Source organism: Flagellimonas lutimaris (assembly GCF_051494225.1).
Taxonomy (GTDB): Bacteria; Bacteroidota; Bacteroidia; order Flavobacteriales; family Flavobacteriaceae; genus Flagellimonas; species Flagellimonas lutimaris_A.
The window spans coordinates 131972-152214 of record NZ_JBNPYE010000001.1 but is presented as its reverse complement, the minus strand read 5'-3'; the positions used below and the strand labels follow the sequence as shown (position 1 = coordinate 152214).

The following is a 20243-nucleotide window of genomic DNA, read 5'->3' as shown; positions in this document are numbered from 1 at the left end:
TTTACACTGAACCATAAATAATGTAAATTGATGCTAACCTTAAAATTGATGCTTCGGTTTAAACATGCAATATATTTTCAATTGTACCCAAACCGATATCTGACAACTTAATTCTAAAAGTCGTCCTTTTCCATGAGCTCTTTAATTTTGCGTTCTTCCCAACGTTTGCCCCATAATGGATTGTAACCAAAAGCGGCCATTCCGTGAGCGGTTAAACCAAATCCCCAGCCAATGGTTGGAAAAAACGCCCATAAAAATTCCGTAGTGCGGAAGTTGAGCCACCACAGAAAAGGTATTACAATGCAATAGGCCATAAGATTGCTATAAAAATCTTTAATATTTTTGACCCGCTCTTTAGCGTTTGCATATCGTTTCTCCTCAATATAACTCTCTTGAGTTTCCAAAACGGTATATTTTTGGGTAAGCATAGGGAGGAAGACACTAAAATTCTTTTCGGTTTTTTCGATGATCATTTCGCGGTCCGTTAAAATATTATACCGCTGTTTTATATTCTGCAGCCCCACTCCACTGCTCTTTTTAACGACTTGCTTTTCCTGAAGATTGTTGCTCACGACCAACATACCTTGTTTTTCAAAAACCCTTATGTGCAAAGGTCGAGATGAAGTCACCACATTATGTTTTACTGCATTTTCCAACAAAAGTTGCAAGGACAAGGGTACAATTTTTGCTTCTGGCTGGGAACAGTTATCCGGAATATCAAAGATGATACTATCCTCAAAACGCATTTTCAAAAGTCTTACATAGGTTCTAGCGAACTTCAACTCTTCATCCACAGTAACCAAATCCTTATTTTTTTGCTCCAGCACATATCTGTACACTTTGGACAAAGAGGTTGTAAAGTTTTGGGCCTGATGAGGATCCTCTTCTATCAAACTCGTCAATACATTAAGGCTGTTAAACAAAAAATGAGGATCCAACTGGTTTTTTAATGCATCGAACCTAGCCGATGCCGAACCTGCGATTATCTTTTGTTCCTTGACTTGTTTTTCCTTGTAGTACTTGTAATAATAAGCGGCATAAAAAACAAGGGCCACAACCATCGCAATTAAAAAAGAAATGTAATACTCCCGCGGAGTTTCCTCTGAAAGAAAAACACCAAGGCTAACCTTATAGATCAATACCTTTAAAACCAAACGGGCCAAAAAGATACCGATAATGGATGCCACAATATTTCCAATGATTCCGTAACCAATGTATTTGCGGGTAAACAGCTCTTTGTCATACTTCCGCATAAGCATAATAAAAGAAGCGGCATTGCAGAGGTAGATAATCGTAGAAAATACTATAGTTTCCCAAAAATCCTTGGACAATTCCTTAAAGGTGAATTCCCAACCATTAACAAAGTAGATAATAAGGGACACAATAAAAATGGCCACACCTATCAACAATGCCTTTAAAATCTCTTTTATTAAAAGTTTCATCTTTTTCTATTTCCCACAGTTTGCCAAAACTTGTTTGGCCCTTTCTTTCCCCCAAGATGGGTAAAAAGGAGTTTCAGATTTAAAGGTAGCGAAAAGTTCCAAGGCTCTTTCCACATCCTTACAATATGGCGTGGTATCCTTGCCAAAGTAACGCGCTGACCCCATATCCCATTCTGCCTTGGAAAGGATAACCCTGGGATTGTTCGGTGCCAGTTCCATTGCTTTTTTATAGAGTTGCGTATTTATTTGGGATAATGTCATTCCGTAGGTAGCACCATCAAAAGCAATCCAAGCTGTGTTAATAAGCGCCTCTTGAATCAGGAGCTCAGGATTATCCGGAGAGATAGCCTTGGCTACATTCAAAAATTCTTTGGCCCTTTCCAGCTGTTTGCTCAGTTTATCCTCATCTTTTTCGCCGAAAGAAATTACCGTGTTTATTTGAGAAACATAATAATAGGGCAACCATTTATCGGGTTCCGCCGTGGCTATTCGCTCAAAAAGGTTCGAGGCTTCCACTACTTTTTGCGTTTGCCATAGCTCAAAAGCCTTTTCCATTCCGCTGGAGTAACGATCTTGCGCTTTTACGAAGGTGACACCTAGTAATACGATTGATAGAATCAGTTTTTTCATGACTGTCGTTTTATGATTATTGATGTCACAAAGGTGAATCGGAAACCCTGTTTTTAAAAAGAAGGGTTACCGAACCGTATGTTTTTAGGGATGAATTGTATGATAAAAAAGTTTTTACAATATCTGTTACAGACTTAGATGGAATTCTCCTCTGTTCAAAGTCCATTTATATTTGCCGCACCCTTATGTTTTACTTAAAATATATTAAAGCAATACTGATAGGTTTCCATTACACCATCAGAAGGACATGGTTAAATTTTGTAGGAAAATACATTTATAATGATTTATTTTCTCAAACTAACCCTATTTTAGTTTATATTTAAGTTGCTCATTTACAATATTTTATTATATTTATATAGTTGGGCTTTAAAATTTATTTCCCCACTAAATTCCAACGCTTTTCCTATTTAAAATAGACCTTTACTTGTGATTGAAATCCAATCCATGGATCAATAAAAACAAGTTGTACCCCAGATTTCGAGACAAACTTTTATTCCATCTAACGTAATCATCATAATGATTACTTATTCCTCTGGTTTCAAAATCAGAGTATGAACTGACTTCGATTATTCTTAGACCGAAGTTATCTATTAACATAATCAACAATAAAACCTAAAAAATGAAAAAAATCATTCTCCTAAGCATTATGGCAGTACTTACATTAAGTGCTTGCCAACAAGGTCCTGTTAGATATACACAGGACTCACCAGAAATAGATACGGTTAAAAATTTGATATCGAATTACAATAGTAAATCATTCGATACAAGTATGTATGCCGATACTTCCAAAACCTTTTACAACACCAATAAAAATCCCATGTCTCCCGGTCAGGCCATGGATTATCACAAACAAACAGATTCAAATTATGCATCCAGAGGTTTTCAAAATGACGACCAAGAATATGAAATGGTGGTTACCGATGATGGTGAAACTTGGGTAAACTGTTGGCTACAATGGAAAGGTACTTTGGCCGCCAACAATAAAGCAGTGGAAATTCCTGTACACCTGACCTATCAATTTGTTGATGGAAAAATTGTTAGGGAATATGGTTATTGGGACCCTACAGAAATTGTTTTAGAGCTGCAAAAAATTGAACCGGAAGCAAAAATGGCCGAAAAAGAAATGGAACCCACTGAATAATTCAAACTTAAAAACCTTAGAACGATGAAAAATTTACTCTTAATAGCTTTATTGCTTCCATTCTTAATGGGAGCACAGGAAAATCAACAAGCTCCTATGTTCATGAATGTTATCATGACACCCCATCCCGAAAGAATAGATGCATTTGAAGCAGGTGTGGCCGCACACAACAAAAAATACCATACTCAAGGCACCCAACAGGTAGGTATGTTTTGGATTGCCAGTGGTAAAAATTCAGGCAAATATGTTTGGAGCCTCGGACCGACTACTTGGGATGCCATGGACGAGTCTAACAATTACAATGAGGAACATACCAAGGACTGGAACAACAACGTCGCCGCCAATGCATTACCAGAAATGGAAACCACGTATTGGAAGAACGACCCTTCTCATTCCAATTTTACCAAGAATTTTGAGTTGAAGAATCTCTCCATTTTCATGTTGGACATTAAGCGATTTAAATACCAAGAATTCTCGGCAGTTTTGGATAAAGTTTACAAAGTATTCAAAACCAAAGATTCCGATCAGCAATGGGGTGTTTATTTTAACGAACTGGCAAACACTGGCGAAGGTGATTTTGTTTGGGTCGATTTTTTTGATAAATCCGCTTGGATGGGTCAAGAGGACAAATTCCCGCAATGGTTTGAGGAAGTCCATGGTGCGGGAAGCTTTGCTTCATTTTTAAAAGATTTTGAGGCAACGACCAATGGAGAAATGCAGGAAATATGGATTTATAGAGAAGACCTAAGCAGCAGAGATAACGCAGTTCAGACTCCCGATTAACCATAAACCTATATAAAGTTAAAAGGCCCAGTACAGGGCCTTTTTTTATGTATTATTTAAGGGTATACCACCATCTGGAATCTTCAAAAAATGAATACATAATTTATATCTTTAACCGCACAATCCCAGAATTAAGACAACATAATGTACACTCCAGCTCACTATAAAAACCAAGACCTTGAAGAAATCAAGAACTTTATCCGGCAAAATAGCTTTGGTGTTCTAATCAATATTGTTGACAACAAACCTTATGGCACCCATATTCCTTTGGAACTTGAATCCGACCCACAAGGAAATGATGTTCTGGTAGGTCATATTGCCAAGGCCAACCCACAATGGAACTATTTTGAGGCCAAGTCCGAGGTGCTTTGTATTTTTAATGGACCGCATGCCTATGTTTCTTCCTCGTGGTACAAAGAAGAGGAAGTGCCCACCTGGAACTATATAGCTGTGCATGTTTATGGAACCTTACAGATTTTGACGGAAGAAGAAACTATGCAATCGATGCATCGATTGGTGGATAAATATGAAAAAGCCTCTAAAAACCCGATTTCCCTTAAAAATCTATCTTCAAAAACCTTGAGACAGGTTAAAGGGGTGGTGGGATTCCAAATACGGGTTTCCGATATTCAGGCTACCTATAAATTATCCCAAACACGGGTGGATGACCACCATAAAATAATCTCGGAACTTGAGGAACGGCCAGATTCAGGGAGTCAAAGTATTTCCCAGCATATGAAAGGCCAAAAAGCCTAATAACACTATTCAATATCTTGGAAAATGGCATCTGCCCAATTGGAGTACCTTGGGTTCTCTACGTGCATGATCCAAATTTCATCTTGGTATTTTCCTTTCATTTGTGACCTATACGCAGCATAGGCCTTTTCATTTTCTTCATATTTGGCCAAATAAACATAGTTTAGTCCATTGTCCGGGTTTGTGAAGTATTGCGCCTCCAACCCTTTACGCTTTAAATCTGCCATGAAGTTTTTTAGGTATGTCTCGTTCTTAAAGACATTGGCCACAATATAATGTCCTTGCCCTATTCCTTCTAGGTTTATATATTTTTCAATAGGTTTAAAAGCCCCGCCATGAAAGGTTCCCTCGCTCTTTTTCTCAGTTTGTTCGGATACGGTTTTTGTGTTTTCTGCCAAGGCCGAGGAGGTTGAAACCTCTATTGAATTATAAACAGAATCTAATTTCTCATTATCCGCCAAATATAATTTTTGGGCTTTCTCCTCAATATTTGGTATTTGATTTCCATTATGTCTTTTAACGAGTCTCATCACCATTTCGAAACGTTTTTCCATGTCCTGCTCTCTACTTTGTTTCATGGAATCCATTTTAAAAAGCAAATCATCTATTACGGCATAACTATCTTCTTGCTGTTCTCGTAACCGAGCAATCTGTTCTTCCCAAAAAGCTCTATCCTCTTTATTTGTTGGTTTTAAAGTGGTTTGTACATCCAACTTGCTTTTTTGCGAAGCCTTACCATTCTCTTCATTTACCTCAGCTACAGCAGTGTTTTCAATCTTCTTTTTCTCTTCATCATCATTAGAAACAAAGGTGTTTTTAGAAAGATTGGGGACAAATGAATAGGCTATTGAAATCTCGTGGGTTACCCCAAGATTGGCAATGCTATTGCTAAGGCTTTTCTCAAAATTATATCCAAAGGACAGTCTTTGGTTCAAATTGAAGCCAGTACCCGCAGATGCCCCATAAAACTGGTCGTAACCGCCTTGAATCCAACCTAATTTAGGAAGATCTAGAATGATACCGCCTCCAAAGACAGGGTCTTCGTTTCCTACAAAACGGGCCCGTGCCAATGGCATTAACCGGCTATCCTCAAAAATTCCTCTTCCGTTTTCGAACTCATACACATACTGTACGTGGCCAGAAAAGGTTTTTTGATTGAGATTGGTCAGGGATTTTCCTGATTTAATATTATAATCCACCAGATTTTGAGCAAAGACACCAAAATCAAACTTTCCCAAACTAAGATTTAGACCTGGTTGAAAAGAGATTATGGAACTTTCATTAGCATCGGTCAACAATGGGTCTTCCTCGTAAGCAATTGCTCTACTTGGGTCGTAACTACTCACATAATATGGAATGTTGACCCCAAATGTTAGACTGCTCTCCTCCCCCAATTGGATACCATGGGAATAGTTGGCCATTACCCCTAAATTGGAGATTACTCCTGCTTGTTGGTTGTATAGGCTAAAACCAAGGCCTATTCTATCATTCAACCTACCGCTGTAACTTAAAAAATAATTCTGACGGTTATTGTCGAAATCAGCACCTTGGCTTCGGTGAAAAAAGTTTACGTATGATTTATCCTCTCGTATCGAAGAAAAGGTGGGATTGATCAAAAACCGGTTGAACTTCAACAAATTTTGAAATGGGACATCATAACTAACATAGGGATTTCCTTCCTGGGCCTGAAGTGGAATACCTAGAAGAACAAAAATCAAAAACGCATAAATACAACGCTCAAATTGGGTCGGAAATGTAAATTGGGGAAACGGGGGTAGTTTTATCTCCATAGCCGATTGGGATTAGTAGGTTAATTTTCCTGATTGGGTCAGGTTGATATGTTCTTAATGTTGTCATCAGCAAGATTTGGGACCTTGTAAGAATTTTATGACTAATTATAATGTAAATCTACATATTTTATCGTCCAACCGATAATTTTTTCGTTGAACGGTTTATCAAATTGATAGTTGGGTAGTTTCAGTTCATAGAAATTGAATTTCAGTTTACAATTTATTTTATAATTCGAGTTATTTTTACCTAGAAAACCATTCATACTTCTCAACATGGAGGCATCTTGTAAAATCGTTCCCTATTCCGACATCTATAAAGATGCCTTTCGGAACCTTAATGAGGAATGGATCAATACCTATTTTAAAATGGAAGAAATGGACCGTCTTACGCTCCATCATCCCAAAGAATACATACTGGACAAGGGGGGATATATCGCCGTTGCTGTACAAGGTGATGAACCCGTCGGTGTATGTGCCTTGATTCCATGCAAGTACGATGGCTTTGATTTTGAACTTTCCAAAATGGGCGTTTCGCCCAGAGCACAAGGAAAAGGAGTTGGCAGATTACTGGGGGAACATATTATTGAAAAAGCCAAACTTTTGGGAGCTAATAAGATATTTTTGGAGAGTAATCGAAAATTAGTCCCAGCACTTTCGTTATACAAAAAGTTGGGTTTTGTAGAAATGACAAAAATTTCGTCACCCTATGCCCGCAGCGACATTCAAATGGAATTGACATTAACAGGTTCTTAATGTTTATTTACACATAAGTATATACCAACCCTATTGTTTTTATAGGTTTTTGTACACTTTTCTTTTATAAGAAACTATAAATGAGTATCTTATATACGAAAACCTTAAACTTCATCGCCATGGGGTATATTAAAAAACTCAATAAATGGGCCAATGCGCATACAAACCTTGTTATAGATTTATTTCGGGTTGTTCTTGGAGTTGTCTTTTTTGTTAAGGGAATCGAGTTCATGACCAATTTTGAGGAGATGGAGAGATTGGCAAGTCCATTCCAAAATGTGCCGGGCGGAATGATTATTCTTCATTATTTGGTTCCCGCCCATTTTGTCGGTGGCTTACTCATCGTTGTTGGATTACTTACAAGGTGGGCCTCTATTGCCCAAATCCCTATTCTTTTTGGTGCCATACTCACTAACTTTTTGGGCGAAATGAATACCAACAACCTTATCTTAGCCATAATTGTTTCACTGCTTTGTCTTTTCTTTATTGTATATGGTTCCGGGAAACATTCTGTAGATTATTACCTTAAAATGCAACAGTGACCTATAGATTATCCAACTGGTTGCTTTTACCATCCGAGCTTATTGTCCAGAAAAAACCAACAAAGAAAAAACTATCCGCCGGCGGTGTAATCGCTCTTCTATTATACACCCCATTAATATCCGGAGTATCTGCATATTGGTAGTTACTTACATTATTAAAGCTTAAAAGATTACTCACTGAGAAATACAGAATCTTCTGCTTATCTAAAAGATAGGCCCAGTTGAAGCTTAGGTTATTGTAAGATCTTGTCCTTTCCATCATAAAATCCGGGGTGTTGGGATTATTGTAAGGCCTTCCAGAACCGTAGGAATAAGAAAATCCAACTTGCGACCTCAGCTTATCCACCCAATATTTGGTAACCAAGGATAGATTATGCTTGGGTGCGAAGTTTGGTGTGGCCTTTTCAGGAAAGTTTCTAAAGTCTCTCTCCGTATCCAAATAAGAATAGGACGCCCAATAATCCAAATTCTCAATACTCTTACTATCTCTCCAGAATACATCAACACCCTTTGCATAACCACTTCCCAAATTGGTGTAGTTAGAATTGAACTGTGGCATATCGGTATCGTATTTTACCAATAGGTCATAATCCTTATAATAAAGCTCGGTCCTGAAGGTTTTTCCATTTTTGACATATTGATAGTTAAGTATATAGTGAGATGCTTTTTCCATTTCCAAATTTTGACTGAACTTAACCACTTCAGTAATCGGTCTTTGATAAAAATCACCGTAGGCAAATGAAAACTGCCCGTCTTCTGCTGGTTTATAGGCCAAGGAAACTCTTGGTGATATTTTAAACTCATCCAGTAAATTACTCTGGGTTGCCCGAACCCCTAGCTTTATGGCGAACTTGTTGCTCAAGAAAATATCAGATTCTGCAAAAGCGGCCCATAATCCATCCTTATAATCACTTTTAAACTGATTATCATCGAGGTCTGTGTAGGTTTCATTATAATTTGAATGGAAATGTTCGGCTCCAAAGCTTAAGTCAAATCGATTGCTAAAGTTTTTTCGAGCCTTTACCTTTACATGGGATGACGTTTCCTTGGTATCGACCTTATCTTCCTGTATCCCTATATCGTTTGTATCCCATGCAATGGATGCTCCAGAAGTCAGACTCCAATCATTATTAAAAAAGTATTTGTAGGATGAATTAAAGTAAAGATTATTGTTCTTCAATCGAAATTGAACATAATCATCAAAATTGATGTCCTCTTGCTCAATATCCAAGTTGGCATGGTTGAACCCGGTATAGAGTTTAAGCATGCTCTTCTCCCCTTTGCTTCGAAAAACAGCCTCACCAGAAAGAGATTCATAAGGGCTGTTCCAGCGAACTCCTTGGGTTGATGGAATCAAGGTCTCATATGGTGCTAGATTCAGGTATGAGGTATTTATACTTAAGGATTGGTCGCCCCAAATTGTAGTATGGCCCAAACCACCTCCCACGCTCATAATTGAAATATCCGTTTTTTCCTGTACCGGAACATCCGTGGTATTCAACAACAATACACTGGACAAGGCTTGACCATATTCTGCTGAATAGCCTCCAGTACTAAAGGAAATTCCCTTGAAAAGAAATGGTGAAAACCTGCCTCGTGTTGGCATATTATTGGCTGTGGCATTGAACGGCTGAAAAACTCGAAGCCCATCTATAAAAACTTGGGTTTCCCCGGCAGTACCACCCCTTACGAACAATCTACCATCCTCGTTTACGGTTGTTGTTCCAGGTAATGTTTGCAATGCCGCCACAAAATCGCCGGCAGCTCCCGCCGTAGTTACAATATCCAACGGTTTTAAAACAGAGACTTTGGAGTTATCGCCTGCTTCAAAAGTTCCTGCTGTTAAGGTTACCCCCGTTAAAGAGTTTATGGATTCCATCAATTTTACATCAAGGTTCTTGAAGTAAGATACATCCCCAGCTTCGTAATGGGGCTCAAAGGATAACATGGAAACCACCAAGGTTTGCAATCCCTTCTCGGTTGTTTCAAAACTAAAATTACCATTGGCATCCGAAGAAGCACCATCGTAAGTGCCCTCCAAATAAATATTGGCTCCTTCAATAGGCTTGTTTTTGGTGTCGGTAACTTTTCCGGTTACGGTTTGCTGCGCAAACACAAAACCTGTGCTTAATAATAATGTGATTAGGTTGATTACAATTTTCATGACTGTTCGATTTTATTGATAGCGCAAAATTGCCCAGTCAATCAGAGTCATGCCAAAAGGAAATACCCAATTGTGGTTTTTTAAAGATGAATTGAAAACCCATTTCGACTATTACAACTCACTCCCAAAAATCAACATTTCAGTAGGTTGAAATTTTTTGGCAAAAGCTTCTTTCTCAATTTTGGGGCATACAAAACATCAAAAACAAACATTATGAAAACTGTTACATTAGCTTTAAGTTTCTTCTTTGTGAGTCTAATAGCAATGGCCCAAGAAAATTCAGGCGTCGATATTACTGTGACCATCGAGAATGTAACCAGTAATGAAGGAAAGGTTTTGGCCGGACTTCATACACAAGAAACATTTATGGCCGGTCCAGGAATGCAAAACGAACAAAGTACTGTGGAAAATGGAAAAGTGGTTCTAACTTTTAAAAATGTAACACCCGGAACTTATGCCATTATGGCCATGCACGATGTAAACGGGAACAACCGAATGGACTATCAGTCCAACGGAATGCCAAAAGAAAGTTATGGAATGTCGGGCAACGATATGACCATGGGATCTCCATCCTTTGAAAGCGCCAAATTCGAGGTAGGTACCGAAGACCTCGAATTACTTATTAGATTTTAAGACTTCATTCCAAGAATCATCGCCAAAAGCCCGCTAGAAGCGGGCTTTTTTTGGTAGCTATTATATTAAATACTACATTTAAAGTACTGTAAATCAACCTTCAATAGCAACCTATCAAACGAGCAGGTAAAATATTGCTTTTCATTTTTTTGGCCTGGAGCGCTATAGTGTTTGGCCAGACATCTCGTATTGATTCTTTGGAGAACAAATATAAAGTCGCCACTACCGATTCAAGTCGAGTACGCATCCTCAAGGACATTTCTTGGGAATACCTAAATAATAGGGGCAACTTACAACTAGCCGAAACGTATATTGATAGTATTTACAATATTAGCCAAAGTGGAAACTTACCCTGGGGTACCTCAATAGCCCACTACCAATATGCAGTCCTAAACCGACAAAAGGGAGATTATAGTGAAGCATTGGAACACATTGAGCAATTTCTGGATTATTCAAGGGAAATCAACAAACCATTTTCAATTGCCAACGGATTATATCAAAAGGCCTTAATACTGGATAATCAAGGAGAGATTGAAGAAAGCTTGGAAATTTACTACGACATTCTTAAAATTTACCAAGATCATGACGATCCTTTCAGTATTGCTACTACCCAAAATGCCATAGGTGAAATTTTGAAAAAGACAGGGAAGATGGAGCAGGCAATGGAAAACTACCAAAACGCTCTCGAAATCTTCACATCCTTGGATGATAAAATTGAAATTGCCAACTGCCTTTTTAATATCGGGGATACTTATCTGCAACAGCATAATTACATTGAGGCCCGTTCTTACTTTTTCCGTGCTTTACAATTGGATGAGGAAATGGATAGCGATTGGGGCAAAGCCTTTGATTACGAGGCCTTGGGCAAGGTATACGGTGAACAAAAAAGTTACACCCAATCCTTGAATTACCACCAAAGAGCATTGGAACTACGAGAAAAATTGGGCATGAAGCTGGAGCTGGCCATGAGCCACAACCAAATTGCACTGATTTATTTGGAGCTAGAAAATTACCCTCTTGCTGAGAAAAACATTAAAAAAGGCATCACCATTTCCGAAGAAATCGGGGCTAAAACCCAACTTCAGGATAATTACGAAGTACTTTCAAAAATCCACGAAGCTTCTGGTGAATACGAACAAGCTTTAGCTTTTAAAAATAAAGCCGTCACCTTAAAAGACAGTCTCTTCAATGAAGCTAAATCCAAACAGATTGAAGAACTCCAAGTTCGATATGACACCGAAAAGCAGCAAAATGCCATTGCATCGCTTCAAAAAGATGCAGAAATCAATGATCTAAAACTCGAAAGACAAAAAACATTACGGAACATCCTCATCGGTATCGCGATTGCCACTATTTTGGTCTTTTTATATGCTTTTAAACGCTACAAGCAAAAACAACAGGCCAAACAAGCCTTGGAAGAGAAAAAAAGAGCTATTGAAGAAGAAAAGAAGCGTACAGATATTGAAAAGCAAAGGGTGCTAGAACTAGAGAAAATCAATCGTTTAAAAGATGAGTTTTTAGCCAATACCTCCCATGAATTACGAACACCATTAGTCGGAATTATTGGGTTAAGCGAAAGCTTAAAAGATGGTGTCGCTGGTAAATTGCCAAAAGTGGCCAATGAGAATCTGGAAATGATAGCCAATAGTGGCAAACGGCTTTCACACTTGGTCAACGATATTCTGGACTTTTCAAAGCTCAAAAATGAGGACCTTAAACTAGCCTTAAAACCAGTAGATATTTATGCTATCTCAAATATCGTTTTAAGATTGTCACGGCCATTGGTACAGAACAAAAAGCTAAAGCTGATTAACTCGATACCAAAAGATATTCCGTTAATCGAGGGCGATGAAAACCGCTTACAGCAGATTATGCACAACCTTATCGGAAATGCCATAAAATTTACCGAGAAAGGATACATTACCCTTTTTGCCGAAGTGAAAAATGACATGCTGGCCATTTCTGTATCCGATACCGGTATTGGTGTCCCCGAAGACAAACTGGATTCAATTTTCGATTCATTTGAGCAGGTTGACAGCTCGTCGGAAAGAGCGTATGGGGGTACTGGTTTGGGCCTATCGATAACAAAAAAACTGGTAGAACTTCATTCGGGAACCATAACGGCTTCGTCTGAAGAAGGAAAAGGGTCCATTTTCACTTTCACCATGCCTTTGAGTAAACTTAACAGGAAAGATTATCAGGATTCGGACACCTACAAAACAGAAGTTGTCCCTAAACTTCAAGATTATTCCGTAGCAGATTCCAATACAGCGATTCCAGAAATAATTTCATCAAAAGATGCACCAACCATACTTGTGGTCGACGATGAACCTGTAAACCGTAGAGTTCTGGAAAATCACCTGACCATGGCCGGGTATCAAATAATAGAAGCTGGATCTGGAAAAGAGGCACTGGAAGCCATAGCAACAGAACCACAGATAAATTTGGTGTTGTTGGATGTGATGATGCCCGGAACTTCGGGATACGAAGTCTGTGAAAAAATCCGGCAGGATTATTTATCCACTGAATTGCCCATAATTTTACTCACTGCCAAAAACACGGTTTCGGATTTGGTCAGTGGTTTTAATGCCGGAGCAAATGATTATCTAACAAAACCCTTCTCCAAAGGAGAACTGTTGAGTAGAATAAAAACTCACCTCAACTTAAATACCATTCATCGGGCCACTTCGAGATTTGTTCCATCTGAATTTGTAAAATCAATAGGAAAAGAATCGATTACCGATGTGAAACTGGGCGACTACGCCGAGAAAGAGGTCTCCGTCCTATTTTCTGATATTAGGGATTATACCACTTTGGCAGAAAGTATGACCCCGCATCAAAACTTTAAGTTCGTGAACGCTTATGTGGGAAGAATGGGGCCTATTATAAAAGAAAACCACGGTTTTGTGAACCAATATTTAGGTGATGGCATCATGGCGCTATTTCCCGAAAGTCCAGAAGGAGCTCTCGATGCTGCTGTAGAAATGCAAAGAGCCTTATCATTGTACAACAAAAGACGTGTAGAAGAAAAGGGGTTCAAACCGCTTTCTATCGGTATTGGAATTCACACCGGCCCATTGATTATGGGAATTATTGGCGACACCAAAAGAAACGACCCAGCCGTAATTTCCGATACCGTTAATTGTGCTGCACGGGTAGAAGGCGTGACCAAAAATTTTGGAGCCAACATCATCATAAGTGGAGACACACTCAATCAAATTGAAAATCCAGCTGATTTTAATTTTAGGTTTTTGGGCAGGGTTCGAGTAAAAGGAAAACAAAAGTCCATAGAAATTTATGAGTGTATCGATGGTGATTCCATTCATAAGATCTCTTTGAAATTGGAAACAAAAAAACATTATGACGAAGGCATTTCACGGTATTATGATAGCCAGTTTAATGAAGCCTCAACCGCCTTTCAATGGGTGCTATACAAAAACCCGGGAGATACCGTTGCCCACTATTTTAACGAGCGAGCAAAGAAATATGCTGTTCTTGGCCCACCAGAAGATTGGACTACAGGCTCAGTCCTCATATAAACTTACCTAATAAACTTCTGTCAAGTTTAATCCAGCCATTCTTTCATATTTCAGAAAACGCTGATTCACAAAATTCTGCGCCAATTTTAAATCTTCGCAATTGTTCTTGGTGATAGGATTAAACCTCTTTTCCATGTTTAAATAGGCTTCAACAGGAATACTTGGTGTTGAGGAATCCAAAACCAGTGGAGTCTCTCCAGTGGGGTTACTACGGTACAATAACCATTGCCCTGAGGCTACCGCCGCTTTATGGTATCTTGAAGGATGTTTCATATCAATACCGTGTTCGGGACTATGGCAATATGCAATAATAATAGATGGTCCATCATGCTGTTCCGCTTCCAAAAATGCCTTTAATGTTTGCTCTTGGTCGGCACCGATTGCCGCAGAAGCCACATATACATTATCGTATTGCATGGCCAAAAGTCCCAAATCCTTTTTCTGTTTTAGTTTTCCATTCGCAGCGAACCTCGCTTTTGCCCCGTAGGGAGTAGACTTAGACATTTGCCCACCGGTATTGGAATACACTTCATTATCGAGCACCAGTAGGTTTACATTTTTGCCCGAAGCCAGTACGTGATCCACCCCACCGAACCCAATATCGTAGGCCCAGCCATCTCCCCCAACAATCCAAACACTTTTCTTTATTAGGCTATCGGCTATTTGCATTAATTTTTTAGCGTCAGGACTTGCAATAGTTTTTAATATGGATTTGAGTTGTTTTACACGATTTCGCTGTAATTCAATTTCCCTGTCATAAGTTTGATTGGATTTAAGAAGTTCATCCAAAAATACTTCATCAAAATAATGGGCCATTTTTTGCAACAACGATTTAGCTTCTTGCTGTTGTTGTTCTATCGATAACCGAAACCCAAGACCGTATTCAGCATTATCCTCAAATAAAGAGTTGGACCAAGCCGGACCACGACCATTCTTGTCCTTGCACCATGGGGTTGTTGGCAAAGCGCCACCAAAAATGGAACTTGCCCCTGTTGCATTCGCCACCAACATACTGTCTCCAAATAACTGACTCACCAACTTTAAATAGGGGGCTTCACCACAACCATCAACACCCATTGCATATTTAAATAAAGGTTCTTGCAATTGTTGTTGATCAATCCGGTTTACATCGATCTCTTTTCTATCCAATTCTGGGATTTGTTCAAAATAATTCCAATTTACTTGCCCTTTTTCAAGAACTGAATCTCTTTTTCTTACCTCCAATGCATCCTCAATACAAATATCCACGCAACTGTTGCACGCAGTACATTGGTCAGGATTAATTTGAAGGGTTAGATGTTGTAAATCCTTGTTTTGCAGTTTGATGTTGGATTTAGTGGATTGCCAATGTTGTGGAGCATTGGATTTCATATTATCATCATACACCTTAATGCGCAAAGCGCCAGACGGACATGCCATGGAACAAGCACCGCATTGCGTGCAGGCATCAGCATTCCATATCGGTAATTCTCCAACTGTTTTTCTTTTATTGTGTGATGATGTATTGGTTGGGTACACACCATCTATCGGAAGTTGGCTCACTGGAATTGCATTGCCCTTGTTCTGTAATAACTGTCCCAATAAACTGTTGGAAAAAATATCATCAAAATTATTTTCAACTCCATTTGTATCGGTTAGTTGGTGTTTTTCCACCTTTTTTATTTGGGAACGAAGGTCTTTTCTTGCTAATTCTTCACCCTGTTGAGCAAGTATCAAATAACACTCTTGTAATAAGTTAAAATGAAAGCTTGTATTCTTTGACATTTCATTTGACTCAACAATATACAGGTCGACTTTTTTGCTCCTAAATAAATTGCGAAGCCTAAGAGGTATTTTACTCCAAAATTCAGTCGGCGCTAGGTTTGACTGTACCAAAACCACTCCATTTTGTTTTACTCGAAGGGGTTCACCACTATCAATTAGCAAGGACAGATCTTCAAAACCTGCAAAATCTGCTTCCGAAATAAGATAAGGAGCCTTTATAATGTTGTCGGAATATCTAATATTCGAAATAACCTTGGAGCTTGACTTTTTATAATCGATTTCTATATACCCTTGAAGAAAATCAGAATTTGTTTCCCCGATCACGCTAATGAAATTTTGGAAATATTTCTGAGTCTGCTTTTTCTTGTATTCATAGAAGAGTATTTCTTCGCCTTGGAACGGAAGTTTATAATCTGATTCCGCAATACTCAAATGGGAAACATCATCCATGATTCCAATAGTAAATGGGTTTTTAAGAATCTCGTTTTTTAACTGATATACTACACCAGAAACCATTGCCGGTGTAAATTCTTTGGATGCCAGTCCATATCTTCCTCCAACAACTTTGGGAGTTTTATAAAAATGGTCGGATTGAAATACAGCCTGAACGACATCCAAATACAACGGCTCCCCACTGGACCCTGCTTCTTTTGTACGATCAAGTACTGCTATGGATTTACATGTTTTTGGAATACTTTCCAATAGTAAATCAGTATTGAAGGGTCTAAACAACCTAACTTTGACCAAACCAATTTTATCACCCCTACCATTCAAATGAGAAATAGTGTCTTCTATAGTTTCTGTGGCAGATGCCATTGCCACGATAATGTGCTCTGCTTCTGGATGACCTATATATTCAAATACTTTATACGCTCGTCCTGTTAGTTGGTGAAATTCATCCATTTTTTGCTGAACGATCAATGGGCAATTGGTGTAGTATGGATTAACCGCTTCACGACTTTGAAAGAATATATCAGGACCTTGAGCTGTGCCACTGATATGAGGGTTATTGGGATTCAATGCCTTATTTCGATGCTCCTGAACGAAATCATCGTTTATCATGGCTCGAATTACATCATCGTTAACTTTCTCGATTTTTGATACTTCATGCGAGGTTCTAAATCCATCAAAAAAATGAAGAAATGGAATTCTTGATTCCAATGTTGCGGATTGCGCGATTAGTGCAAAATCCTGTGCTTCTTGAACAGATCCCGAGGCCAACATGGCATAGCCCGTATTTTTTGCCGACATAACATCGCTATGATCTCCAAAAACCGATAATGCATGTGAAGCCACTGCCCTTGTAGCCACATGAATAACATTTGGTGTTAATTCTCCGGCAATTTTGTGCATATTGGGCAACATAAGCAATAAGCCTTGTGATGCCGTAAATGTTGCAGACAGCGACCCTGTTTGTAAAGCACCGTGCATAGCTCCCGCTACGCCTGCCTCACTTTGCATTTCGAATGCGGTGGGTACATTGTCAAAAATATTTTTTTGTTGATTAGCACTCCATTCCTCTACCAACTCCGCCATTTCTGAAGATGGTGTAATGGGATAAATGGGAAAAACCTCATTGGTCTTATACGCAATTTGGGCCACGGCCTGATTTGCATTTACAATGATGTGCTCTATGTTTTTCATGGGATGGAACTTAATGGAGAATTTTAAGAAAAAAGGCCACCTTGTTCATACTCGACAAGGCGGCCTTAAAAGATTTCCGATTACTTTTCGAATTCGATAGTAACTGGTGTTGGATTGGTCAACATGTCGAAAACTGGAGAGAATTGCGACAAAGCTCTCAACTGATCTTCGGAAGCATCACTCTTTACTTTGAATTTTACAGTGATTCCGTTGTACCCTTTTCTTACTTCAGGATCTAGACCCAAGAATCCGTGAAGATCAACATCGCCTTCCAATTTGGATTCCATTCCTTCAATTTCAATTCCATTAGCGGCTGCATGGTATGCCATTGCTCCGGTTAAACAAGAACCAAGTGCATGCAATACAATTTCTGCAGGGTTAGGCGCCTGATCTTTTCCTAAAAGTACCTCCACATGGTCGGCTTCCATGGTAAAGTCACCTTCACGGGTTGGGTGCTCTTCACCAACACCGTAATAATCTTTGATGCTTGTAACACAGTGGCCACCATCGATCCAGTTGTTTTTTGCCCTAAATTCGAACTTTGCCAATGAAGGGTTTTCTTGTACTGCGTTAATAGTTCCTACTAACTGATCTACGTTTACTCCGTTTGTAATGTTTGCTGTTGTAATCATTGCTTTTTTGATTTTTAGATTAATTGATTAACATTTGCCAAAGTAGATGCATTTGGCGTGCCAATTATTTCAATTAATTGATTATCAATATTTTACAATGATTACTATATAATTTTAAAGTAACGTAATTTCGTTAAATAACGAAATATCATGAATATTATAACGAAAAATCGTGAATTACATTGGCCTTTCTATACCAAATGCTTTTATTTTTGAAGTAAGTGTGGTTGCAGGCAGACCTAGGAGTTTAGCTGCTCCGTTTTCACCAGAAATTTTCCATTTTGTTTTTTTCAGAGCCTTTAAAATATTGTTCCGCTCCAATTGATTCAATTCTTCTGAAGTAAGAATATGCTCTGTTTCAACCTCAACCGATCCTTGACTTCCAATTTGTGAATTTGGAATAATATGCTCCCAGTCAATGTTACCGTCTTGGGAAACAATGACGGCTCGCTCTACCAAATTTTGAAGTTCCCGTACATTTCCAGGCCACCGATATTGTAATAATTGCTTTTTTTGGGTCGCGGTCAATTTATTGATGGCCTTGTTCATTTTCTTGCTGAAATGCTCCACCATGGTTTCGGCTATAAGGCAAACATCGTTGCCCCTATCCCTCAGTGCTGGTACTGAAATTGGAAATACATTGAGTCGGTAATACAAATCCTCCCTAAACTTTCCTTCCTTGGAAAGTTCCAGCAGGTTTCTATGGGTGGCGGCTACAATACGAACATCCACTTTTTGGGTTTTGGAGCTTCCAACAGGGTCAAACTCCCCTTCTTGAATAACGCGTAACAGCTTGGGCTGAAGATCTAAAGGGAGTTCACCGATTTCATCTAAAAAAATGGTTCCTTTATCTGCCATTAAAAATCTTCCTTTCCTACTACTGGTGGCTCCCGTAAAGGCACCTTTTTCATGACCAAACAACTCGCTTTCGATTAAATTGGCTGGTATGGCCCCGCAATTGACCCTGATTAAAGGGGCATCGGAACGATTGCTTGCATTATGAATCGCACGGGCCACAAGCTCCTTTCCAGTACCGGTTTCTCCATAAATTAAAACTGTTGCTGCTGTATGTGCTACCTGTTCGATTAATCCAAGTAATTTTTGCATGGATTTGTGTTGCGCAATAATACCGTGATCATTTGTGAGATCATTGAGCTCTTCTTGCAAATACTCCGTTTTATGTTGTAGTGAAGAAATTTTGTGTTCGGCCTTTATTCTATCATCAATACTTCTTAATATAATCGTGTAAAAGGAGTCATCGCCAGAACCATAGCTTCCTAATGTTCCTTCGTTCAAAGTTTGCTTGCCTTTGGAACCGATAACTTTTATGGGCTTGGGCAAATACAGGCTCATTCTACTTTTGTCGCCTTTTTCTTGAATCAAAGATTCGATCAGTTCGCTTCCTGCCTCATCAAAAAAGTACAATACATTGCGTTGCATCACATCTTCATTCTCCAACATCTTTTTTGCTGACCCATTGGCCAATATAACCCGGTAATTAGCATCAAACATCAGAATGGCATCCATTGCACCATCGATTAGACCGCTCATTTTAGCATGGGAGAGCTCGATTTCCTTTTTAGAAACCGCCAATTTTTCTTGGGTAATATCCAACTCTCGGTTTCGTTTAATCAATACGGATAGTATGCCCGAAACAAAGCCTTTCTCGGTTTCTATGAGCTGCCGAAAATGTGAAGATGTTATTTTCAACACCTTTGTATCCTCCAGGGCCGTGACTGAAACTGACCTTGGATTGGAATCGAGCAATGCATATTCTCCGAAGCATTCACCTTGGCCCAGCGTACCAAACAGATGGTTTCTGTCATGTACTTTCACCTTACCTTTTAAAATGGCGTACATACCATCCCCTACTTCTCCTTTTTCTATGATACGATTATCTTTTCCAAAAAGCTGCTCATCGGATTCCTTACACAATTGTAGCAGAGAAACCTTATCCACTTCGGAAAAAAAAGGAATTTCTTGTAAGAAATTCACCAAATCAAGAAGTTTTGCATTAGACATGGTCTGTG

14 protein-coding genes are annotated in these 20243 nt (G+C 38.9%); 7 read left to right on the top strand and 7 right to left on the bottom strand.

Annotated elements, in window-relative coordinates:
• Window positions 1-113: 113 nt before the first annotated feature.
• Complete coding sequence (locus tag ACQQ5U_RS00665; protein WP_437394989.1) at window positions 114-1442, bottom strand: 2TM domain-containing protein; 1329 nt, start codon at window positions 1440-1442, stop codon at window positions 114-116.
• A 6-nt stretch (window positions 1443-1448) separates the two neighbouring features.
• Window positions 1449-2072, bottom strand: coding sequence for a hypothetical protein (locus tag ACQQ5U_RS00660; protein ID WP_437394987.1), 624 nt, complete (start codon window positions 2070-2072; stop codon window positions 1449-1451).
• A gap of 619 nt (window positions 2073-2691) precedes the next feature.
• Between ACQQ5U_RS00660 and ACQQ5U_RS00655 the strand changes: the two genes are divergently transcribed.
• The 3 genes from ACQQ5U_RS00655 (at window position 2692) to ACQQ5U_RS00645 (ending at window position 4752) form a co-directional block, all read left to right on the top strand.
• Window positions 2692-3213: a nuclear transport factor 2 family protein gene (locus ACQQ5U_RS00655; RefSeq protein WP_437394985.1), complete on the top strand. Its 522-nt coding sequence runs from the start codon at window positions 2692-2694 to the stop codon at window positions 3211-3213.
• Window positions 3214-3237: 24 nt separating this feature from the next.
• On the top strand, window positions 3238-3996 hold the full coding sequence (locus ACQQ5U_RS00650; protein WP_437394984.1) for a hypothetical protein: 759 nt from the start codon (window positions 3238-3240) through the stop codon (window positions 3994-3996).
• Between the two features lie 144 nt (window positions 3997-4140).
• Entirely contained in the window at window positions 4141-4752 is a 612-nt protein-coding gene (locus ACQQ5U_RS00645) for an FMN-binding negative transcriptional regulator (RefSeq protein ID WP_437394982.1), read from the top strand.
• Between the two features lie 5 nt (window positions 4753-4757).
• Here ACQQ5U_RS00645 and ACQQ5U_RS00640 read toward each other — a convergent pair whose 3' ends face one another.
• Window positions 4758-6542, bottom strand: a complete 1785-nt coding sequence (locus tag ACQQ5U_RS00640) for a PorP/SprF family type IX secretion system membrane protein (RefSeq protein ID WP_437394980.1) — start codon at window positions 6540-6542, stop codon at window positions 4758-4760.
• A 273-nt stretch (window positions 6543-6815) separates the two neighbouring features.
• On the opposite strand from ACQQ5U_RS00640, the gene ACQQ5U_RS00635 reads away from it, so the two are divergent.
• Both ACQQ5U_RS00635 and ACQQ5U_RS00630 read left to right on the top strand, forming a co-directional pair.
• Window positions 6816-7295 (top strand): GNAT family N-acetyltransferase, encoded by a 480-nt coding sequence (locus ACQQ5U_RS00635; RefSeq protein ID WP_437394979.1) that lies wholly within the window; start codon window positions 6816-6818, stop codon window positions 7293-7295.
• Between the two features lie 119 nt (window positions 7296-7414).
• Window positions 7415-7837, top strand: coding sequence for a DoxX family protein (locus ACQQ5U_RS00630; RefSeq protein WP_437394978.1), 423 nt, complete (start codon window positions 7415-7417; stop codon window positions 7835-7837).
• Window position 7838: 1 nt separating this feature from the next.
• Here ACQQ5U_RS00630 and ACQQ5U_RS00625 read toward each other — a convergent pair whose 3' ends face one another.
• Entirely contained in the window at window positions 7839-10001 is a 2163-nt protein-coding gene (locus tag ACQQ5U_RS00625; protein WP_437394977.1) for a TonB-dependent receptor, read from the bottom strand.
• Between the two features lie 213 nt (window positions 10002-10214).
• Between ACQQ5U_RS00625 and ACQQ5U_RS00620 the strand changes: the two genes are divergently transcribed.
• A complete protein-coding gene (locus ACQQ5U_RS00620; protein WP_437394975.1) occupies window positions 10215-10634 on the top strand; it encodes a DUF2141 domain-containing protein in 420 nt (139 codons plus the stop codon).
• Window positions 10635-10768: 134 nt separating this feature from the next.
• Entirely contained in the window at window positions 10769-14173 is a 3405-nt protein-coding gene (locus tag ACQQ5U_RS00615; protein WP_437394973.1) for a tetratricopeptide repeat protein, read from the top strand.
• Between the two features lie 6 nt (window positions 14174-14179).
• On the opposite strand, the gene ACQQ5U_RS00610 is transcribed toward ACQQ5U_RS00615, so the two are convergent.
• From ACQQ5U_RS00610 to ACQQ5U_RS00600, 3 genes are all read right to left on the bottom strand, one after another.
• Window positions 14180-17581 (bottom strand): 4Fe-4S binding protein, encoded by a 3402-nt coding sequence (locus tag ACQQ5U_RS00610; RefSeq protein WP_437394972.1) that lies wholly within the window; start codon window positions 17579-17581, stop codon window positions 14180-14182.
• Window positions 17582-17661: 80 nt separating this feature from the next.
• On the bottom strand, window positions 17662-18213 hold the full coding sequence (locus ACQQ5U_RS00605; RefSeq protein WP_437394970.1) for an OsmC family protein: 552 nt from the start codon (window positions 18211-18213) through the stop codon (window positions 17662-17664).
• A gap of 177 nt (window positions 18214-18390) precedes the next feature.
• A complete protein-coding gene (locus tag ACQQ5U_RS00600; RefSeq protein WP_437394969.1) occupies window positions 18391-20235 on the bottom strand; it encodes a sigma 54-interacting transcriptional regulator in 1845 nt (614 codons plus the stop codon).
• Window positions 20236-20243: the final 8 nt, after the last annotated feature.

Excerpts from the sequence above, each read along its gene's own strand:
- ACQQ5U_RS00600 (WP_437394969.1), bottom strand. The coding sequence starts at position 20,235 with ATGTCTAATGCAAAACTTCTTGATTTGGTGAATTTCTTACAAGAAATT.
- ACQQ5U_RS00625 (WP_437394977.1), bottom strand. The coding sequence starts at position 10,001 with ATGAAAATTGTAATCAACCTAATCACATTATTATTAAGCACAGGTTTT.
- ACQQ5U_RS00645 (WP_437394982.1), top strand. The coding sequence starts at position 4,141 with ATGTACACTCCAGCTCACTATAAAAACCAAGACCTTGAAGAAATCAAG.
- ACQQ5U_RS00655 (WP_437394985.1), top strand. The coding sequence starts at position 2,692 with ATGAAAAAAATCATTCTCCTAAGCATTATGGCAGTACTTACATTAAGT.
- ACQQ5U_RS00640 (WP_437394980.1), bottom strand. The coding sequence starts at position 6,542 with ATGGAGATAAAACTACCCCCGTTTCCCCAATTTACATTTCCGACCCAA.
- ACQQ5U_RS00605 (WP_437394970.1), bottom strand. The coding sequence starts at position 18,213 with ATGATTACAACAGCAAACATTACAAACGGAGTAAACGTAGATCAGTTA.
- ACQQ5U_RS00630 (WP_437394978.1), top strand. The coding sequence starts at position 7,415 with ATGGGGTATATTAAAAAACTCAATAAATGGGCCAATGCGCATACAAAC.
- ACQQ5U_RS00610 (WP_437394972.1), bottom strand. The coding sequence starts at position 17,581 with ATGAAAAACATAGAGCACATCATTGTAAATGCAAATCAGGCCGTGGCC.
- ACQQ5U_RS00620 (WP_437394975.1), top strand. The coding sequence starts at position 10,215 with ATGAAAACTGTTACATTAGCTTTAAGTTTCTTCTTTGTGAGTCTAATA.
- ACQQ5U_RS00635 (WP_437394979.1), top strand. The coding sequence starts at position 6,816 with ATGGAGGCATCTTGTAAAATCGTTCCCTATTCCGACATCTATAAAGAT.
- ACQQ5U_RS00665 (WP_437394989.1), bottom strand. The coding sequence starts at position 1,442 with ATGAAACTTTTAATAAAAGAGATTTTAAAGGCATTGTTGATAGGTGTG.
- ACQQ5U_RS00660 (WP_437394987.1), bottom strand. The coding sequence starts at position 2,072 with ATGAAAAAACTGATTCTATCAATCGTATTACTAGGTGTCACCTTCGTA.
- ACQQ5U_RS00650 (WP_437394984.1), top strand. The coding sequence starts at position 3,238 with ATGAAAAATTTACTCTTAATAGCTTTATTGCTTCCATTCTTAATGGGA.